Annotated in this window: 10 protein-coding genes; 2 read left to right on the top strand and 8 right to left on the bottom strand. The window is 43.1% G+C overall.

Annotated features, from left to right (window positions below):
• Positions 1-165: 165 nt before the first annotated feature.
• The 7 genes from L1286_RS10280 to L1286_RS10250 are packed head-to-tail and all read right to left on the bottom strand — an operon-like array spanning position 166 to position 18,882.
• Positions 166-4,266 carry a poly-gamma-glutamate synthase PgsB gene (locus L1286_RS10280; protein WP_235406862.1) on the bottom strand — a complete coding sequence of 1,367 codons (4,101 nt, stop codon included), beginning with the start codon at positions 4,264-4,266 and terminating at the stop codon, positions 166-168.
• Positions 4,256-8,554, bottom strand: a complete 4,299-nt coding sequence (locus tag L1286_RS10275) for a hypothetical protein (protein ID WP_235406861.1) — start codon at positions 8,552-8,554, stop codon at positions 4,256-4,258. Before L1286_RS10275 ends, L1286_RS10280 begins: the two co-directional genes overlap by 11 nt.
• Entirely contained in the window at positions 8,533-9,300 is a 768-nt protein-coding gene (locus tag L1286_RS10270) for a hypothetical protein (RefSeq protein ID WP_235406859.1), read from the bottom strand. The genes L1286_RS10275 and L1286_RS10270 overlap by 22 nt, the downstream gene beginning before the upstream one ends.
• Positions 9,287-11,575, bottom strand: coding sequence for a hypothetical protein (locus L1286_RS10265; protein WP_235406857.1), 2,289 nt, complete (start codon positions 11,573-11,575; stop codon positions 9,287-9,289). The genes L1286_RS10270 and L1286_RS10265 overlap by 14 nt, the downstream gene beginning before the upstream one ends.
• Positions 11,562-14,678, bottom strand: coding sequence for a poly-gamma-glutamate biosynthesis protein PgsC/CapC (locus L1286_RS10260; protein ID WP_235406856.1), 3,117 nt, complete (start codon positions 14,676-14,678; stop codon positions 11,562-11,564). The genes L1286_RS10265 and L1286_RS10260 overlap by 14 nt, the downstream gene beginning before the upstream one ends.
• Complete coding sequence (locus tag L1286_RS10255) at positions 14,678-16,648, bottom strand: hypothetical protein (protein ID WP_235406854.1); 1,971 nt, start codon at positions 16,646-16,648, stop codon at positions 14,678-14,680. Before L1286_RS10255 ends, L1286_RS10260 begins: the two co-directional genes overlap by 1 nt.
• 14 nt (positions 16,649-16,662) lie before the next feature.
• The gene (locus L1286_RS10250) at positions 16,663-18,882 is read right to left on the bottom strand and encodes a CapA family protein (RefSeq protein ID WP_235406853.1); all 2,220 of its coding nucleotides are present in this window, start codon (positions 18,880-18,882) and stop codon (positions 16,663-16,665) included.
• 237 nt (positions 18,883-19,119) lie between these two features.
• Between L1286_RS10250 and tyrR the strand changes: the two genes are divergently transcribed.
• Complete coding sequence (gene tyrR, locus L1286_RS10245) at positions 19,120-20,676, top strand: transcriptional regulator TyrR (RefSeq protein ID WP_235406852.1); 1,557 nt, start codon at positions 19,120-19,122, stop codon at positions 20,674-20,676.
• A 26-nt stretch (positions 20,677-20,702) separates the two neighbouring features.
• Here tyrR and L1286_RS10240 read toward each other — a convergent pair whose 3' ends face one another.
• Positions 20,703-21,197, bottom strand: a complete 495-nt coding sequence (locus L1286_RS10240; RefSeq protein ID WP_235406850.1) for a hypothetical protein — start codon at positions 21,195-21,197, stop codon at positions 20,703-20,705.
• A 164-nt stretch (positions 21,198-21,361) separates the two neighbouring features.
• Here L1286_RS10240 and L1286_RS10235 point away from each other — a divergent pair, with 164 nt between their 5' ends.
• A complete protein-coding gene (locus tag L1286_RS10235) occupies positions 21,362-21,901 on the top strand; it encodes a thioesterase family protein (RefSeq protein WP_235406848.1) in 540 nt (179 codons plus the stop codon).
• Positions 21,902-21,966: the final 65 nt, after the last annotated feature.

Genomic DNA, 21,966 nt, shown 5'->3' with positions numbered 1-21,966 from the left:
TCCCAACGATTACCTAACACTTGGTGTTAGTAAATTGTTAATACATAATGCTTGCTTCTAATCTTATTTTCCTAGTTAAAAGGTCTCGGGTCAATTAAAATACAAAAAATGACTGGAATTTATTATTCCTTAGTTCTAAGTCTTAGTAAAACCAGTTAAAAAGTATTACTTTTTAACTAAGTTTAGCCTCTTTCGCTTCTGCTGAAGGGCTAACCACCCAGGCTTTTGGCTGCGATTGAGTGCGGCGAGTACCACAATGGCTTTTTCCATCGTGATGCGCTGATTGGCAATATCTTTATAAACTTGTTGTGCGGTTTTTTTACGTTTTACCGCTGCACCTGCGTCTAAAAATGATTCTACGACCTGTAATACAAAACGCATCACCCGGTTTTGTTGCACGTCAGGCTCGCCAGTTTGTTGGTCATCATCATCACTTTGCAAACGCTCTTTGAGGTGCGATATTTCTGCTTGGCTAAACTCGTTTTGGGCGAGTGGCAATTTACTCAGCTGGGCCAAAAAAGCGTTAAAATAGTCATGTTCGATTACGCCAATACGAGAGATTTGCGACAGTTTAAGCAGCCCAGCTCTAAATTGAGCTTGACTAATATGGGTACTGAGCAGTTGCTCACAAGTTTGATGTAACTGGTGCCACTTTTGCCAAGCGTAAACGTAATTAAGCCCAGCCCCTTTGATATTCTGCATACCGACAATTAATTGATGTTGACCATCGATCCCCAATTTTGCGAGCCTTTGTGTCAGCTCGTCGGCACTGATATAGGGGTTTTCAACCAAGTGCGTTCGGCTTGTCAAAAGTTTACCGAGACTGTCAGATAAGGTTTTTGCATTTGATCTTAAATCTTCTATCTCAACTAGACTATGTGCTAGGTGCCAATCAGCAGCAATCTGTTTAAACAAGGCCAATTGACGTTGGCAACTGACCTTTTGTTCAAGTATCGTATAAATTCGTTCTAATTCATGAAAGTCTTTGCTGTCTAGCTGGGCTTCTGGCAGTAACGCAGAGAATTTGTCGCACAGCATTTGATCTGAAACTAAACATTTAAATTGTTCGAGTAATTTGACAAGGTCCTCTCTATCATTGTTCGCGACAATTCTTGTCAGGCGCGCTTGGAGTGCCTGATTAAAGTAAGCCAAAAAGCCATCTACATTGGTACCAATGACCACGATATGGTCGAAGGTTAAATCCTCGACCAATATTTGTGCAAACACCTTCGTGCGCGCGATACGGTCATTACGATTATTTATCAATGCAATAGTATGTACTTTGGGTTGTTGACTCAAACCAAATAGATTGAGCCGGCGCCAGTTCTCAATGGTGGCAAGACGTTCGTTGGCGGACATACTGTTCACAAAAGACTGAGTTAGATTACCGATAGGTGCCTGTTCAAAGTGTTGTAAAACACCGATATCAGGTACGATTCTTTCGGCTGTTTCTTTGTATACATAATCTTTTTGGATGCCAATGTATTGCGCCATTTTGCTAACGAGCGCGATATTGTCTGGATGCTCTTCATAAGGATAGAGGGCACGTATATCGTCCGTGATTTGGAAGCCATCACCCCAATGCACTTGAATCAGGGTTGAGTTTTTTTGCTCTGCAGATTTATTCAGTACAGGGTACATGGTTTGCTCTGCTGTAAAGACCTGCGTATTACGTCCAATAAACGAAGACATTTCACGGGCAACGTCGAGTCCTGTTGGGCCTAATATGTCTTCATGATCGGGGTAAGCATTGGTAATTGTCGCAAAATTATCGTTCATCCAGCGCCTAAGTATTCTCACATACCTTGGTGTAAGACCCATACATTCCCACAAAAATACATCGGCTTTGACTGATTTGGCAAAAGCGAGTACGTCGCTTTGCTCCCAGATACTGGCTTTATCAAATGGTCTAAACAATGGGAGCTCGTGTTGCTCACCGTCACTGGTCGCATAGATCATCATCGCTTCACAGCCGGTCGTTTTTGTGATGACCTTCAAAGCAATGCTGCTAAACAATGCGGCTTTTAGGCGCTCTGTACCTGATTTCCCTCTCGTGCCCCAGCCGCCAATAGAAATGGGAATATGTTTTCTATTGCTGCGGATTTGTTGGCTGACTTTGATGTGTCTTGACCAGAAGTAAGCCATAAAAGCACACACAAAAAAGACCAATTGGCCGATGCTATTTTGATAAATAGAATATAAATATTCTTTAAATCCCAAACCGATGTTCACCAGTGCGGTAGTGATAGAAGCCCGGTTAAATAGTCTCTGAATCCCTTGTTCAACGGGGAAGTGGGCATTGAGTGTGGAACCATAAGCACTAAACTCAATCTTAAAATCAAGTGCTCTGATTGCCTCAAGATAGTTTTGCTGTTCAATTTCACCACCTTTTCTCATTTGATCAAGTGCAGAAAAGCGCAGTGAAATATGCCAGTACGCACGTAACCTTTTTAGTAAAGTCGGTGGTCGAATGATGGTTAAAATACCATCAGGGGTGTAGCTTTTTGCTTCAGGGGACAGATTGTCTTGGCTTAAAATTGACAGTAAATAGTCCGGCAGCGGTAAGTAAGGTCTGGATGAATGTTCCTTGAGGTTATAAAGGGCTTCACCAGGTACATTGGTTTCACTGATCTCGGCGGTTGTACAGCTGGGCACGTACAGTTGGGCGGATGGTTTTTTGGCTTGAGTGTGGCTATAGCTTTGACGTTTGTCCGTACTCGGCGTAAAAAACTCATGCCATATGCGCCAAAACCGGCGGCCTGTAGCGGTTCCTATCTGGATTTGCCATCCGCCATTTTGTTGATAGCCATTAAACCCTTCCTCCGATTGAGCGATAAAGCTGAGTGCTCTACCTATCTCATCAATATCGTGAGCCGATTTGACGTCAATTGATTGCCCTATGCTCAATTGGTCTTCAATATCGACAACCAAAGACTGTAAATAAAAACTGTTCAGCTGCTCCCTCGTTCGGGTAATAAAGCGCTTAACGGCAAGGTTAGGCTCAACGTCTAATTGTGCATTGAGTATGCGTATGAACGACTCAAAAACGGCATCAGGTTGCTCTGTTTCGAGCTGCATGTTGAGCATGAGTCGTGCACTTTGCTCCAAGGCAATGCGCTTTATTTCAAAGCTTTCATCTCCCTCAATGCAAGACTGCCAGCGTGTTAAGGCAAAATTATCAGTACTAAAACGTGCAGCAGTGAGTTGTTTGACGAGAGTAAAACGAATGGCATCGGCGGTTTCCGCTTTGAATCTGCTTTCCAGTAACTGGATCGCAAACTCATCTTCATAATAGGGCGTGCATTCAATTGTCGCCTGACGAACTCTAGGGTAGGGGTGCTCGCTCAATTGTAATAACAGCTTTAAATCTGAATCTGTGAGTAAGCGCTGCTGTACCAGTACTCGCGGGAGTGCAACCAGAATAAAAAGCTGATCATTGCTTTTTGGCTTATCGGGGTAATCGTTAACAGACTCTGCAACTTTGGCCCACATAAAGCTACGTATAAAAGTTGGCCGCTGGTGGATAAGTATTTCTAGGATATCTGTTATTGCAAGATAAGGGGTGTTTTCAGCCTCAAGTAGCTCGATTAATTGAGCCACCAAATCGGCATCTAACTCTGGATCTGCACTGAATTCGTGGATTAACGAAACCTGATTAACCAAGGCCCGTATCATACCGTGTCGGATATGAATACTGTTACTATTTGCCAGTAAATGTAAAAAGAATGGCTGCAAATCGAGTTTTTGCCATGCCGTACTAAGGTCATCTTTGCTCAATCTTAAATACCGATTGGTTAATGCCCCTAGTTTTGATATCAAAAATTTTAAATTTTGCTCTAACCCTGCCACTTTGCTTTGATAGCGAGATATGACAGCGCCTTCGTCAAACCATCTTGAAAAGGCAATTTTGTCCTGTTGTAGTTGTAATCGAGTGGCCCCGAGTTGCTCTGCATATTTTAATATATGCAGCTCTTTTTCTGCTTTTAGTTCAGCTTTATTTAGCCGCTCAATAAAGTTTTTGTAATCAGCATCAATTGCCTGAAGTTGCCCATAATGACTTTCAATTTTATGACGTAAAAAAGCGATTGTTTGTAGCAATTGCCAGTAAGATGTTTGTTCGTGATCAGGTTTGTTTTTAACAAGCTCCCATTCACTTAACTCATCAACGAGCTGTTGATATTTATGCTGATACAGGTTTAGCCAAAACTTTTCGGTATCTGCAAATAGTAAATCTTGGAGTTGATCCCTAAGGGTCTTATCTGCCATTAATGTCTTGCTCCAAGAAGTGTGTTAATTGTAGAGACTCGAATATGATTTCATCATGCGCGAAGGGAGCAAACCCTGTATTTTGTAGGTTGCCCAATGTGACTTCTAAGCGCAGATTATGATTGTTTCTAAACCAATCTTGTGTCCAGTTTAAGCTTATCCAGCCGGCGGTTTGCTCACTGAAATCAAACAAGGTTTGCCAGCCTATGGAGGTTAAATACTGCCATGTTGCGTTGGGTCGGTGCTCATCTGCAAATACGTAACTACTGCTGAGGCCAACATTAAATATATGGCCTTGATAATACTGCTGCCAGCTGCCGCTAAAGGTCACTGTGTCCAAACTTGTCCAGTCCTCATTTGAAACACTGGAAATTTGCGCATTAAATTGGCTATCTACCCAAGGTTGATAGCGAATACGATAACCTGCTTGCCAACCATGCATATGTTGGGCGCGATAAAAGTTATACATATCTTGGCTGATGAGCGCATCATCAAGATATTCTTGTTTGTCGATGCTGGTGTAATAGTAATAGGGTTGCCACCACCATTGATGCCTGACTGAGGTGTCATCTCGCCATATCTGGCCAATCGTAGCGTCAATATGACTTGTTAGGTGTGTCTCATTGCTTAGGTGCGTTTCTTGCCAGCGGTTATAGAGTCCAATTTCAGTATACCAAGGCGAATCGTCATCAAGCCAATTGTAGATGCCGTTTAACGCAACGGACTCATAGCGCAAATTGTTAACACGATACGCCCCCTCTAGCAAATACCAATTTTGTTTGTAGCGATTTCTGAGCCTTATACCAACATCGAGTCGATGAGCGGTTGCAATTGGCTCACTGGTTTGAAATATGCCATCGCGATCATAACTAATAAAACCTTCGACATGTGTTTTATTCCCATTGGCATTGATCAATGGGGTATTAAAATGTTTTGCTAGTTTATCAAAATGCAGCTTTGGTCGTTTCAAAGGGAGCGGGGCTACGGGCGGAGCAACCGCAATTTTCTGACGATTTAAGTTAAGTTGCCAAGAGAACAGCCTTGCAAGCTTGGAGTAACTTCTGGGGATGGTAATTGTGCCAGCTGGGTAGAATGCAACGGCCTCTTGGCGCAAGTTATTCTTAACGTATTCAATTTTTACGAGCGCGTCTTTGGCAAGCGTAGCCGATACCGGTTGCGTATTACTGGCATAATAAAACAACTGTCTTTGGTCCAATTCGATATTTTTCCATCCTTGACGGCTCATGACTTGCACTTCAACTTCCAACACTTGTGATAAGTAAGGGTTTAGCCAGCGAATTTTTACAACCTCATTGTCCAATTCGGTTTGCTGCAGGCCAAAGGTGCTTACTTCATCTGTGATGGGCCAGACTGTTTGCCCATCGGCGGTGTTTATTGTGACCAATGCTGCCGCATTGGTAATCAATTCTGCGTCAGAAAAGTGAAATACCAAACGGGTTTGCAGAGCCGTTAAAGCACTAAAATCAAGTGATAGCGTATGATAAGGCCGGATTGTGAGCCCTTTTGCGTTGTCGACTTGTGATGTATGACGACTGATTTGTTCTGCAATACTACGGGCCTCTAATGCAGATAAATCGATAAGCTGCGTCCCAGCGTAATTGAGGTAGTGTTCTACCGGTACCCAGTGGCCATAGCTTTGTACGCGGGCATGCAATTTATCTAATTGCGGCGGGATTTGTAGCGTACTGAGCTTAGAGAATAAGGCAGTAAATTCATAGTCTTTAAGGGTGTTGTTGTCGAGTCGATAAAGTGCATTGTTTAATAAGTTGGTAAGTGAATCTAAATTAGTACCTGATTGGCTGTGTAGTAATTCTACAAAAGAAGTGCCCAACTCAAAGTTGCTCAGCTGCTGGGTTGAATAAGGGTCAAAGTGGGTGTCTTCAAATATCTGCATTTGCAGATATACTGCGGCTTCGCTACTGACAGTCAGCGTCTCTCCAGCCTCTAGCGTGATCATGCTACTGGACGCAATTGAAAGCGTGATCTGTTCATCCGGTGTGAGAGCTGATGTTGTAGACAAAACGTCACTAAACAACGGCATAATATAGGTGTTCGTTTGAGTGTCTACATGTAGCCACTGGATTGCATTCTCTTCGCTGTTTTGGCCTTCAACTCGCGCGTTTATTTTTATATTGAGGGGCGTATGTGCAGTAATATCAAGTGCTGAATCACTGACTTTAAACGCTTTGTAGGTTGCGGTGTCGCCTAGAAGCTGTACTTGCTCGAAATAGCGAATATCATAACTTGGCTGAATAGGGTCAGAGCGTTTCCCATAACTGGCGAATCCCAGACCTTGATACAGTTTTTGACTTTGTGTGGAGAGTAGCTTTGCGTCGTGATCAAGCCACAAAGTTTCAAGAAACTTCCCTTGAGCAAACAGCGTGCTTCTTACCAGTTGTGGGCATCCAGTAAGTGTGTCTTTCAATGCGCACAACCCCTGAATGTTGAATACTTGGTTACTTTGTTGGTAGCGCTTTAATAGAGCATTTGCGGCAAACGCGCTGAGCTTCTCATCAGGGAGCTGTAACAGTGCAGACAGATAACGCAATACGGCATTTTGTTGACCAAGCTGATTTAAAATCTTCAATCTCAATTGCCATGCTCGCAAACGTACATCTGAATAGGGGCTTTTCACTAACGCTCTCAGTTTAGGGAGTGCTTCAGTCGGGGATTGGTCAGTCAAATACTCTATTTCACCCAGCCGATATAGCCAATGAGCCAGGGGGGCAGAATTGTTTTGTGTAATCGCGAAAGGGCTACTCGGTTCCAATTCAGATTGAATTTTGAACAACGCCAAACTGTTGATGTAGCTGTCTGCTTTGAGCTGTTGAAGCTGTGTGAGCAAAGTCGTGATCACGTAACTTTTCTCATTTAATGGCTTGGTTTGAGCATAAAGCAATTCATTGTTTGGTAACGGAAGGAGCGTTCGGACTTGTATCGCGGCATCAATATTTGCATCGCTCGCTGAGAATAGGGTTAGCTGTTGTGCATCCATAGCAATGTCAACTAACAAAGGAACAAACCCTTGTTTTGCCTCCACGTAAACCTTTTTGCGCTCCCCATCTACATCTAACACGAGTTCAGTATTACGGTTGCTTCTGATATAAAGCACCGCGTTCGGTGTAATGCGTTGCTCTTCACTCAAATTAAACTGGAGAGACTTTTTTATCCGCGCATATTGGAGCGTGTTATTCACCTCGCTTTGAAATAATTGCTGTTTCGCAGCGCGCAGTGGTTGGTAAATTGACACTAAACGCCTGTGTATCGCAATGGATTGTTCGAGTGGGCTAACGGGGGTGAGATAGCGCCCCGTAGAAACAGTACTTATTAAATCTTGATAACGCCTCAGCTCAAGCGGAGTTGCTTGTTCTGGGCGGAACTTAGCCAAGCTGGAAATATCATGCTGAAGATAAATGGGGGCCAATGACTCGTCTAGGTTATTGACCCAATACGGGTTTAAGAGCTTTTCTTGATGCTTTATCCCGGCATCTACATCGAATATTCCACGATGCATTTGTTCTAGCTTAACCCATGTCTTGGTATGACTTTTCAAGGTAACGTAGCTATTTGCTGGCACAGCTAAGTAGTCGACATTCTCAATGCCTAGTTTATGTAGCGTATATTCTTGTGCTTGTGCACTTGAGACGTTAACAATACTCGCGGGTTGATCATTAATGAAAGCAATGACTTTGCCGCCTTCATTCAGGTCATACAGATCTCGATGCACAGTGAGCTTTAACTTCTTTGCCTGTTCAAAGAATATTTTTACGCTTTGCGTATTATCGAGCGGATAGAGAACTTCTCGTTCTTGTGCAAGCTGAATCGTTTTACCAGGTAAAGGCAAGCGGACAGCGCGGCGGAAAGGGTCTCGATGCGTATGTTGATATCCGCGCCAAACATGAATTTGCATCGACTTTTCGGCATGGTACAGTTTAATCACGCGCGATCGAGTGGTCGCTGGCAATTGACAATTTTGATCTCGACATAGCCATTGGTTTTTATTCACCTGGGCTAAAGCATGAAACGTCTGTCCTTGCCAAAACTCGACACTTTCAAGTATTTTTGGCTTGACTGACAGCCATTGTCCCGCTGGCAAGAAAAGGTACTTAGCCTGTTTTTTATTCAATGTAATGTCTGCAGCACTGCGCTCTAGCTGTCGCGTGTGCTTGTCATACCAACTGACATCTGCTTGTAAATAGGCATTTTGTGCCATTGATGGTGTGATAACCGCACCTAATAAAATGACTATGCAGAGTATGAGAGGCATAAATTAAATTGCTCCATACTAACAGGGTGTGATTTTAGTCTTTTTCTCATTGGTTTACTTATTTCAATGTGAATGAATCTATGAGGCGCTAACCCCACTTTATGGAGCACATTTTTTGTGCCGCCTAGTTCGAAAACCTCTTTTTGATAGATATAGGTGTGCTGGCTTAACGTCATTAAGCAAGATTGAAGTTTTGCGAGCTTTGCGTTGTAACTGCGCCCTTGGCTTAATATAAAATCCGCTTTTTTACCTTGGGGTGTTTTTCGCTTTTTTGAATTGAACCCATGTAACTGAAAAATCAGACCATTTGGATAAGCTTTGTGAAATGCTTTGACGGCGGCAACGTGCAATCCATCAGCTCGTTTAGAGTAATCCATTGGACTAGAATCTAGGCTTTCACTATGACGGTGGTGGGTGTTGTGCACTAATACATTACAATGTGTATCAAACAAAGCGCGGCCTATGGTTAAGGTATATTTATCATGAAATTGATGAGGCACTGAAACAAAACACGGTTTGTTACTGGGTCTAAATAACAACACGCCCCCACCATAACGCGGTGAGGGGTTAATCAACGAATGTAATATATCGCTATTGGCACCTGTCTGCTGATGTTTCCAAGGGCCAAGGCTGACTGGCTGCGAAAACCACTTTTGTATATCCTGCCAGTCAATCTGGTGTATTGAAGCACCAGAAGACATGCTGCAGAGCAGTATAGGTAGGGCAATGAGGCTATATATTTTCATTTTGCCACCATATTGGAGTTAAAGGTTGCGCATTATGTTCTTCTAAAATCGTGATCCACATCTCATGTTCAGCTGTAATGGCGAATTTTTCAAGGACTTGAATGTCAGAACCTATTTTTATTGTAATTGCGGGATAGCTGAGAATCTCTGTCGATTGCGGGTGGAGCATATATGCTTCGGTTTTTGTAGGTAGCAGCGCATATCTTTTTTCGGCAATCGTATACTCTGTGTTGATGCCTTTTGCGTACTGACCATATAGGTGCGTATTGAGTGTAAGTGCCGATTCTCTGTGTTCTCTAACAGGATACAAAAAGGGTTTGATCACAATGGAAACAGGCTTTTCTCTGTTACGGTATTGCAAAGACAGTGTTTCTCCTTGTGCCATTTTATACAATCGCGTTTTGATATAGTTTCTGCCCTGTCCGAAATTTGTGTATACCAATGGACTGAGGGTCGTGTTTGAGGTCACATTTGACAAAGCGCTATCAGTTAACTCCGTCTCGGTATATTTCGGAACCTGATCCTTAATCGCGATCATTTTTGGCGATTTAAGCTCTCGACTGCTAGGTAATGAGAGTGTGTCTGGTTTATCGACTTTGCGAAAGTGAGCGGGAGAGGGCGTCTCTGGCGGCTCAAAGTAGTTACTTGGGCTATATACCAGCGCGGTGTTAGAAATTGGGTGCTTATCAAATAAAGACTCAGACACATAACTGGTTTCCTTCACAATCGGCAAAGGTGGCGACTCAAATAGCCGAACTTTTAGGATTTGCTGCAACTCTGTAAAGGCAAATTCATTGACTGCCTTTTGAGCAAACCAAGCCCCGATCTCAATAAAGTCGGGCAGGGGGTTGTCGCATAGCTGATCACATAAAACATTCTGATAATGGAAGTGTTGGCTTCTGCTTTGTAACTTTACAGCAACACTGTCTTGGGTATCTATAATGACCTTTGCTGCGTGGCTGGGAAGTCGCAAGAAAAACTTCTGACTTTCGTTGATTGTTTGGCGCTGTGTTTCCGGCGTGATCAACCTATCATACTGGGAAGTCAGGGGCTCTAGTTCAAGCCGATAGCGTTCGATGGGCTGCGCTGCTTTGTCAAAAACCGTGATATTGGTTGTTGAAGCAACGGCGTCTAAATCTCTAAAGTCCATGACAATATCACTATTGCCAGTGACAGAGTAGATCACAGGAGCCGTCGCACTCATAATGTAGTAATAGCTGTGCAGAGGCACAATTGGCTGCTCTTCTTGTCGCCATTGGGTTAAAGCGGGTAGGCTAGATTGTACTGTGATTAACCCTGGGCTGACATCTGCAATCTGAAAAACGTCTCCTGATAGCTGCTCTGCCACCAATTCTTTAGGCGCATTAATCTGATTTAAATCATGCCAAGTGATTCGCAAGGTACTGAGTGGGGTTGTACTGGTGAATGTTAACGCTTGATCACTCGAAATTCTGAATGTTGCCGTTAGTTCCTTTGAGGAATAAAAACTATCTAAATCGAGTTGCTGTGCTGAAAAGTCATAGGTGATGACATTGTAGGGCAGTGTTTCATATAAAATGTCGCTGACAAAATCGATGTTAGGGATCCCTTGTGGTGCTAACTTTTGCCAATCAAAGCTCACTGCGTTGCTAAGCTCCCATTGCGTGAGCGCATTGCCACCTAATGTATGATAATTGAGCATCCGATCTCGCCATTCTAGGGGGAGCTTTAGCCATATCTGTTGGCTGCCGTCATTGTCTGCTGGTGTCTTTGCATGCAACCGAACCACAACACCACGTAACGCATCTTCTTCCGGTAGCAGTTTTAATCTGATCTTGCTCGCGTTGGGGTAGGCAGAAGTGTCCACATAGAAAGACTGCCCAGAAGCAACCGACAACGCTTTGCGGTCTTCGATAATCTGTTTAACCTGCTGCTCTTGTGCTGCGAGCACTAATTTAGACGCATGATGATAGACATGTTCAACTAAAATCTGTTCTTGTTGATCAAGCAATTGATATTCAATGGCGTAATTAACCGGTTCATCAAATACTTGCTGCCCTTCGAAAATCGCGTTTGACAGTAGTCTTATCGCGAGTGTTCTTGAGCTCGAAAAGTTAAATGAAACAAATTTATCTGTTGGTAACCAATGTACCACTGAGCGAGTTTCTTCCTCACTGCGTTCCTCAAGGCGCTCGGCGGATGACAGCCACACATAACCATTGTAGCTAGTCCACAATGCGACCACTAAAACAGCACAGAGAATTAGCATCTGAAGTATGTTTTTAATCCAATACATGCTGACCTCCTCCGGATGCATAGTTGAAATCATGTAACGTCAGTACTTTATTGCTGGTAGGTGTGTAAATTGCAATAAGTTTATCGTTTACCTTAACCGTCAATGCGAGTTGCTGGGTCCGCTCTAGTCGCACAGCTTGGAGGCGGCATTGGTTAAGTGTTTGGCAAAACTCACTCAATAGTGGCAAATGCTGGTCTTGCGCGTATTGCTCAGTCAAGGCAGTAATAACATTAATTGGCATCTTGATATCTTGGTGTAGCCAGTCGGCGGGACCTAATACGGAAGTGCGTAGTGTTCTAAGCTGAGGGATATGAGAAACCGCGATCAACCGCTGTAGCAATGCCTGCTCTGAGATAGCAAAATGCTGTTTAAAATCAGATGCCAGCCAAAGAGTGGCGAGTTCACTTCGTGGGCTAAATAGCCGATACCCTGATTGTGGTGAAGTACCAATTTCTAGCCCTCTCGTTTGGGCTTGCCCTGTAACGACTTGAGTTGATACCCCCAATTCCAACAGTGTTTTTTGTAGTTGGGTCAACATATCCGTGTGCTGACTGTTGGGTTGTGTGAACTGAAATGCAATGGCGCTGGGCCTAACATATGAAGGGGCGCTATGGCTTCGAACCTGAAGGCTGAGGATCGGTGTCTGAGCAAAATGTCTCAGCGTACTTTGATGTACAACGTTGAAAAGGCTGCGAACATTGGCAGGTGCCATCACATTTGCTAATTCGTTAGCATAGGGGTGTGCGCCCGCGATTAACAGTGCCTTGGCTTTCGAGCGCGCAAATAATTTACCGGAAAACTTCAATGTATTGCTTTCGAATAACGGGCGAGGCACTTGGATATTAAGCATTGCTTCTGGATGCATGTTTATGACATAAAAACCTTGGCCTTGCTGGTAATGTTGCGGGGAATTGATTGGTGCAATAACAATGTATTGTTCTAAGTCGTTATCTAAAATCTGTAATTGGTACCCCATCATGTTTGCGATATGATTGATGCGTTCTAGACGGTTTAGCTCATCTTGACTGAATTCTCTGTCAGTTTGTTCATATACTAATGTATACAATGGCCCCAAAATTTCAAACTCCCAAAGTGCAGCCTCGTTATTTGTGAGCTCTAAATAGTGATTACTGCCTTTGGCGCTAATATGCATTGAAAACTCGTCGATGAGTTCACTTAAAGAGGCATCAGTAAAAGTCACTTTCGCATTGGATTCTGTACTTGTATTTAGTACAACTTCGGAGAGTAAATTAGAGTAACTTTGACCATCAATAAATGCTTCGACCATTTTTCCTGTAAAGTCTGGCGTTGGTAAGCTATTACGGTGAAGAAGTCCGAATTGCCCACGCTCAAACCCCATTAAATTAGTGAGCTCTCGTTGAGACAATGAAGCCGGTAACTGGTTATATATCCAGAACTGGCTTTGTAGCCCAAATGGACTAAGCTTCAAATCAATACGAGTGTATTGGTTAATTGAGCGTATTTGCAGCACTTCGGCGTCATCTTGTACTGAGAAAAACGCTCGGTAATATGCACTTTGTTGTGAGACCTGCTGAGTTGCAATTGACGGGGTAAATTGGGTACCTAGTACAAGTGCATTACTATCTAGAAGTTGAAATAGTAACCCCGCAGCGTCACTGGCAACCCGTTCACTTGAGGGATGAGGCACGCTAATGATATGCCCTCTAGTGGGGGCCTTAGCCAGAACAAAAAATCCTCGTAAAGAATTACTCATTGCATCTTTGATGTACAGATACTTATCGTCTTGTTGTAAGGTAAATTGAGATTGCGCCAATAACCTGCGAGCGAGTCGAATATTGTCAGGGTCTTGTCTATCTCTATTTAAAACACGTATTGCACTTACAAAATTTTGTAAAGTTTGCGCTTGTTGGTACTGGCTCAGAGACACTTGGTCGGTTTGTGCTGTATATAAAAAGCTTTTATAAGCACTAATTTGCTGGCTTAATTCAATTTCAGTGTTATTGACAACATTTAGATCCGTGGGCTTATAACTAAATATTGCTGGTATAAACATGATTAAAAAGCCGATCGTGATGGCAATTAACCCCCCAACAATGGAGGTTTGAAAAGTAGCTCTGATCACCAGTCCGAGTGCGCTTTTTTGATAAATTTTTAAAGCAAGTAGCGTTGACAACATATAACCAAAAGCAAAGGTATCTGTGACCTTTAGAGTTGGGTAATAGTTAACAACAAGGTAGTTAAGAGCAATTTTGTAAGCAAAGCCGATGTTAAAGAAGAATAACAGTAGCCGAGCTCCCTCAAAATTGGCATGGCGCAGTTTTGTGAAAGTGAGGATTGACCCGCCAATAATGAGTATTACCGCCGTCTCTGCAAAAGAGGTCAGTAACTTGGTAGGCTGCATAATTTGCAGAGCCAGTAATGCAGGCAGCATAATGCCATTGAATTCCCAGCCATACTTAATGTTTGCTCGTGATGCGATAAAGGCGGTGATAACCAAAATAATATACGCTTTAGGCGCTGCGACGATTGAGGCTGCAACGGCTTCGTACATGATCGCTAAGTTGGCAATACTAAAATTAGTAAAAGGCATGAGTCCATAACGGACCAATAAGTAAGTAACAAATAACTGAATTAAAGTCACGCGCATGCCGTACTTAAAGCCACCGTTCCACATGACATTCGCGGTCAGGGCAATAATGACTAACCCTAAGCTATAAAGTTGGCTGGAGTAATCAAACGTGATGTCCCATTGAGCTAAGTACAGGGCGACGAGTGGCCACAATAGGGTGTCCATGACGACCCTAACGAGAATACTGATCAAAATAATGGCAAAAAATCGGTCTCTGCCAAACATCTCGCTAAAACCCAGCCGTTCCATTAAAAGTTTGGCTGAGGAGAGCATGACGACATACACAACAATAGCTTCGATGAGAATAACCACAGCTGAAACGGGGGTCACGATAAACAGTGGTACCAGATAACCAGGCACAACCAAGCCTGTGAGAGGGAAGCCGAACCTTAGGTTAAGCATACACACGACGGCAATACCAACCCACACTGTGGTGATAACTGATTGGCCTAAACCGCTACCTGTGGGGAAAAGCTGCAAAGCCCAATCCATTAACTCTGCGCCTTAATTTCAGCCGACTCCGTTTGATCAACCTGCTGCATTTGAAGTTGTCTTAATAGTCTGCTTGGGTCGTCCAATTGCTGGATTAAATAAGAGATATCTATAAATTCAAACAAAATGCCACCCACTTCAAATGGTTCGCCGATACTACTTGTTGTACGTGAAGCTTTAAGCGAACGAATACTTAAAATGAAGGTCGCTTGACCAAGCTGTGCCGGCATATATAACTCACCTTGTTGGAGTGTGATGTAGCGCAATTTGCCTTTGGCTTTTTCATTGTCTAAATGCGTAACGCGCTCAAGTAAATCTAATGCGGTCATTTCGAATAGGGACATTTCATTATGCTTGGCAATTTCTTCAATTTTTTGGTTAGTTTGAACAACTTGGCCAAACAAGTTAAACATGATCGCCGCGGTATGAATTTGGTTGAATACATGCTCCAGAGTCGAAAGCTTCTGCTCCATGTCACCTATGGAGGACTTCACTTGCTGACTTAAAGGCTTCTGTAGTGCCAACGTGAGCACCCGAGTTAACGCACTGGTATTGGCTTTTTGCTGATTTTCATAAATCCGGAAATGGAATAACAACTCACCAATTTGGTTGGCAAAACGATTCACATTCTGCACAAAACGTTCTTCATCAAAATAGTCATTGGGTTCGACTGTCATGGCCCAAAACCCACGTATGTCCCCTGCATACATGAGGGGTACAACGTACTGGGCTTCAGACTCTGATAAGTCATTAAAGAATGGACGGGTAATGTGTATTGCACCAAATGCTTTAATGGCGTCAGAATAAGGCGGTCGCTCATAATCTCGGCGCATTTCATGGATATCTGACAGGCTACAATTAATAGCGCGAATTTCGTGAAGACGGTGGTCCCCTTCGGTACGCGCCAAAAATATTGAGCGTTTTAACGCTAACTGCTGGTTTACAAGTGTAATAATGGCATCCCAAGGACTTGTTTGTGCACTAAAAGCTTGTGGAAGATAACGTCCCATCATACGCTGTTGAACATTGGTTATAATGTCATTGAGCTCGATTTCTTCTACCCACTTTCGCGCAAAAAAGACCCAAAGCAGCGTCACCACTGTAGTAAAAATGATCTGTCCGATAGGCAAGAAATAATCGATCCAGAGCACGCCTAAATAGGCGACCAATAAGCTGACTATGACAACCGCACCCGCAATCATCAAGGCGATATTAAAGCTACAGCGCTGGTATGTAATGAGTAACAACGCTAGGAGAGCAAGTTGTAGTAGACTGGATTGTAGCAACGACATTTGCGTTACTAAGTTGTTTTCAATCAAGTTGTCTGCAATGTACGCATGCAAATAGACGGGGTCGTTGAAAATATTGATTTTGGGTGCGCGGATCTGAAGTGCGAAATCCAATTGTTTCTGAGAAACTAGGACTAATCTGCCTTTTATTTGGGCATCAAATATATCGCCTTCAAGTAGTCTAGAGGCGTTGAACTTTGTCAAAGCAGCGGGCGACAGAGAAAAGTCGAGTAATTTATTCTGAGATGCGTCTTTATCACCCAACACCGCATGCCAGACGTTTTTACAGCCATGTGGGGTTCGCTTTAATACAATTTCATAGCCCAACCATGCTTCAAGGGTAGGGAGGCAGTACCTTGGGTCGGCATACGGAAAAAAAACATTGTCAAACGAACGTTGCTGCTCCCCTGAAACATGGCTAAATATCACAATTGCCTTGGCCTCTTGATTTCTCAAGTGGGTGATAATTTGATTTTGTTCCGCTAATAGGTTTTCAGACTCAACCACAACCACCTGCGTGTCTTGCCTATTAAGTTGTTGGCTAAACTCGAGGTAAATAAAGGCGTTCAATCGATGCAGAGTACCACTCAGTGTGACCAGTAAAATCACCAGACACAGCAACATCGTAGACCAGAAGGTCTTTTGTCGTTTTATGATGAAAAACTGTTGCTTAATCGACACTACCACTTAACCCTTTATTGAAAAGACGAAAAAGTTAAGCTGATTGTGACGTCTTTTTGGCTATTGACTTGTAGAAAGTCCATACCATGTATGATGTTTTGCGTCCAAGAATTGCTCTGTTCAATATTTAAGGCGATGTCTTTTTGCCATGAAATGAGGGCGATATCATCAAGCATTAACGTGGCTTCTCCCTCTGCTGGTGGGGTGTGCAAAAAGGCGATTTTAACCGCTCTGGCTGGGAGGTTTTCAGGGCCTAATACATTGGTGTCTTCAGGTAGGCTAAATGAATATTCAAATGGCTGCCAGTCATACTCACCCGCCGCTTTTATTTGCAATGTTTGCTCCGAGAAAATTAGATTGTCCTCAGAAGTAAGGATGGACATTTCAGCACTCAGCGCTCCTGCATTTAGGCCTTTGCTGTAGCCATATAAGCTCATGTCGTGATAAGCCAAAAGCGTGGAGTCACCTGGCGTGATTGGCATGGTACGAATGGTATGTTTAAACGGCATTCTTAAAGGACGGTTGTCAAATTGCGTTCGCACCAAGCACATGCCTTGGCGTCCTCTATGCGCACCAGTTAAGCAAGGCGTAATATTGTCACTGTCGTTTTCCCAGCGAGATACCTCACCAAACACTTCGTCGTTGTCCCAGTCCTCAAAGTCACCAAACAACATTAAGTCACGCCCCATGCGCAAGCTCACTGATTGAGACACTTTAATCCCAGTTAAGAACGCATTACTTGGTGCATATTCCCTTAAATCAACAATATGTTGCCCCGCAGGCAAACTGACTTCAACTGAGTTTAATGTAGTGGGGGTTACTTTTTGGGTAAACAATACGTCGGCATAGCCTTGTCTCGGTATGACAGAAACTTGCTCATCTGAAAACTCTCCTAGCCTTCGAATCAGATAGTCACTCAAAAACCCCGTCACCAATTTAGGTTGATAATCTTCTAGGTAAATTGGGTAAGCGCGGGCTTTCTGCGTTTTTGGTTCAAGGGTGGGATCGACTTCCAGAATAACGGCTACTCCCAACAAGGTTTCAATACGGTTTTGTTCAAAAACAAAGTTGCCCAACCCTAACAGGGCTGGCGTGTCATTAAATAGGCCAAAACCTTGCGCCACGTGTGGGTGATGAGCGATGAGTAAATCAGGGCTTTCACTGCCTATTACCTCAAACCGATTCTTGATGTAACGCGTGGGTGCATAGGAATATTCATCACCTCCGTGGAGTTGAGCAACGGCAAAGTCACTTTGCGCGATGGCGTTTTCAACGGCGCTCCTTACACTTGATGTATCGGTTAAATCGGCTGCACCGCCTTTTTGTTCACGTGCAATGTAATCAATGGGGTTATCTTCGCCGGTGATAGAAGTTGCAGAGACGATACCCACAGACACGCCATTTACGGAAGTAAAGAGTGGCGCAAATGCTTCTGTATCGTTATTACCTGCGCCACTGTGTAACAACCCCGCTTCATTAACATACTTCAATGTGTCATCAAGCCCGTTTTGCAGATAGTCGTAGACATGGTTATTTCCAAGCGCCACGTAATCTACACCGATTTCAGTAAGGCCTTGTAAAGTTTCAGGCAGTGAGAAAAATGCAAACTCTTTGGTAGGGTGAACACTCGTAGGTGTCGATAAAATTGGTGTTTCTAAATTTACCGAAGCAAAGTCTGCGCTTTCTACTAACGGCTTAACATACTGAGTAAGGGCGATGGCGTTAGCTGCTGCGGAGTCTGCTCGTATTAAAGCGCCCTCTACATCGGGTACTGAATTCCCCATAGTTGTTAATGAGGGGTCCATGTAGCGCCGGCCAAACATTGTGTCACCAGCAAAAAATAGATTTACTGATTGCACCGGTTTACTTTCGATTTTTAAATCAAAGTTTTGTGTGCTATTTTCGAGCTGTAAGGTAGTTAAAATACTGGTGTAGCCTTGCTTGGCGACAGAAATTGTATGGTTGCCTTGGGCAATACTTGGAATGGCAATTTGGCCCAATTCATCTGTGGTATACAGTGTACCTGATAAATTTACAGTTGCATTTCCTACAACAGTATTTGTTTCATCTTTGATTGTAATAACAAATGAGGCGGATTGGGCATTTTCTTTGTCTTGTTCAGCTTGCTCTTGTTGCTGGCTTTGTGTAGGGCCCGTTTCGTATGGGTCTTCAACAGAGCATGCACTAGTAAAAATGGCTGTTAGAACTAAGGCTATATTTTTTGCTAATCTCATTGTTCTCACCATTCATTTTAACATCGTTTAGTTATTTAGTATTATAAAGTGCATTGTATTCTCCATGCAATCTTTTCTACCTAGTTAAATACCAAGTTTTTCATATATTTATTGTAGTCCAATACTATTATTTTTGATGAAGAAAATATCTGTCCAAAAATGTTTACAATTTGCTAGGCTGATGACTATTCTTAGAGTATGATCCGCACAGAGGTAAAAAACCGTTTTGAGGAACAGATGCGTTTAGAGATCCATTGCGCCGATCGAATTGGTATTGCACAAGAAATACTCAATATATTGGTGAATTATCGAGTTGACCTAAAGGGGATTGAGGTTGATTCTGTAAATTGTCGAATGTATGTCAGTTTCCCGCCGATTGAGTTTGAGCAGTTTCAAAAAATCATGCCTGAAATACGCCTAATTGATGGTGTTGAAGATGTTCGAACGACAGCATTCCTGCCTTCAGAGCGTGAGCACAATGAATTAAACACGTTATTAAGTGCTTTACCAGATGGGGTGATATCAATCGATGCTAAAGGCGGGGTGAGACATTGCAATGACGCCGCTTGCAGGGATTTAAATTTATCTTTAGATGAAGTCATTGGTACGAGCATTAATGTCTTATTGAAAGGGTTCAATTTTACGCGTTGGTTAGAAGGGTCCGAAGTACTGGGACAAACTACCCGTGTAGAAGTCGGTGGAGAAGATTACATTGCTGATATTCTGCCCATTGCTGTACCACAGGGGTCTGAAAGTGATGTGTTGGCCGGTGCGGTTATTAATATCAAATCACAAAGCCGTTTAGGACAACAGGTCAGTGCATTTAGGCGCTACGGCCAAGAGAGCTTCGCGACGATTCACAATCAAAGCACCGCAATGCGACGTGTTGTGCGAGAAGCCCGTAAAATGGCACAGTTAGAAGCGCCAATCCTAATTACAGGGGAGACTGGTACAGGTAAAGAATTGCTTGCCAGAGCGTGTCACTATGCCTCTAATCGTTCACTAAAGCCCTTTATTGCCTTATCCTGTGCATCTTTACCTGATGATGTGGCTGAGTCTGAACTGTTTGGTTACGCCAGCTTTGATGATAATGTACCTTCAAAAAGAGGTGTGTTGGAACAGGCTGATGGCGGGACGGTTTTTCTGGATGAAGTGGGCGAAATGTCTGAGCAGTTACAGACGAAATTACTCCGCTTTTTACAAGACGGTACTTTCCGTAAAGTGGGCGATGAAAACGAAGTAAAGGTCAACGTACGTATTATTGCTGCCACACAAAAAGATTTGCCAGCAATGGTCCAAGAGGGCGGATTCCGCGAGGACCTGTACTACAGAATCAATGTACTTACGCTTGAAATAGCGCCATTACGAGATCGCAAGGCAGATGTCAAACCGCTCGCCGAACATTTTATCCAAAAATATGCACAGCAAAACGGGCAGGCAGTGCCAGCACTTCACGCAGAATGTTTGGAGTTTCTCGAGCAATATCCGTGGCCAGGTAACGTACGGCAACTAGAAAACGCGATTTATCGCGCGGTGTCTTTGTTGGATGACAAAGAGCTTCGCATCGAGAATATGCAACTCCCGACGTTTACTCACGATTTGGGCTATTTAGAGTCTGACTTCGAAGGTACTTTAGAACAAGCTGTAAAACGCTTCGAGGCGACACTACTCAGAAAGTTATATCCCGCCTACCCGAGCTCTAGGCAGCTGGCGAAACGCCTAGGTTTGAGCCACACCGCAGTGGCCAATAAACTCAGGGAGTATGGAATTAATCGTAAAACGGTGAAGGTGTAAGTGTGTTTAACTAAGGAGTAGCCAAGCTACTTCTTAGTTCCCATATTCCTTGTCACTCCATCAAGTCTGACCGCTTTGATGCCTGATTCTTCGAAATGAACGTCAATACTTACATTATTGCGAGATAAAAAGTAATCTACGTTGTTCAGGGTCAGAATATAGTCTCCTTTTACGCGACTGCTAAATTCCCTTTTGGACAACTTAAGCTTGTGTTTGCCGATCTGCCATTCGAATGACTCGATATACCCTGAGTTAAACTCTTGTATCCAAACTTTAGACTCATCTTTGCTTAACGTCAGTGCAATAGAATACGATTCGGGGAGTTGAGACATAGAGTAAGACTTGTTACCAATGCGAAACTTCTTATCATTGGCCTTCCAGCCAAATCCAAAATCAAAACTTTTATCTATCCCTGTCGGGTAGGTCACCACCCCTGAACCATTCACATCAAAATCTGCTGCAGCACCATCGCTGAAACAAATGAAAGAAAAGAAAAAGCCAATTTTGAATAGATTATTCATAATTACACACTGATATTTGAGTTACAGAAAACTTAATCCAGTTTCTAAAATTAAGCAAGTAGCCGAATTTAAAGAGAAATTGAATTAACTTGTTGCACACGCTTGTTGCTACTTAGAGCTATGATACACTGGCCCAACGAATTACTGGTTAGACCATTGGGAACATGAATTTATATTTTCGATTATTACTTTTGTTTTGGAAAATTAAAAAAAACAAAACCTATGAAGGCATGCTAGATCCAACAACAATTGATTTTAGAGCGTTGCCAAGTGATTGCGACATCAATTTACACCTCACTAACTCTCGATATTTGGCCATGATGGACATAGCTCGAACTTGGATGACAGAGCGAATTGGATTGCTGGGTAAAATTCTCAAAAGAAAATGGTTTCCAATTGTCAATGCAACGGCAATTACGTATATAAAAGATATCAAGCCATTGCAAAAATTCTCTGTGACAACGCAGGTGGTTGGTTGGGATCACAAATACTTTTACATCGAACAAAAATTTCATTCGCAAAGTGGTTTGCATGCGATTGCATATGTGAGAGGTGTGTTTAAAAGCCGCAAAGGCGTCGTTAGTGTGAATGATTTATTATCTTTGGCTGAATTTGAGGGAGACATGCCAACACTGCCTGAAGAGGTCGTGCATTGGAAGGAAATGTTGGAGCAAAAAAAAGCAAATAACAAAAAGGCCACTTAAGTGGCCCGAGGGGATTGAGGTTGCGATCCCTGCCAAATTAGTAGCCCGATTAGGCTACTATCGTG

The organism is Pseudoalteromonas sp. SMS1, assembly GCF_021530565.1.
Lineage (GTDB): Bacteria > Pseudomonadota > Gammaproteobacteria > Enterobacterales > Alteromonadaceae > Pseudoalteromonas.
The sequence above is the reverse complement of the archived record's forward strand: the minus strand, read 5'-3'. Positions and strand labels throughout refer to the sequence as shown.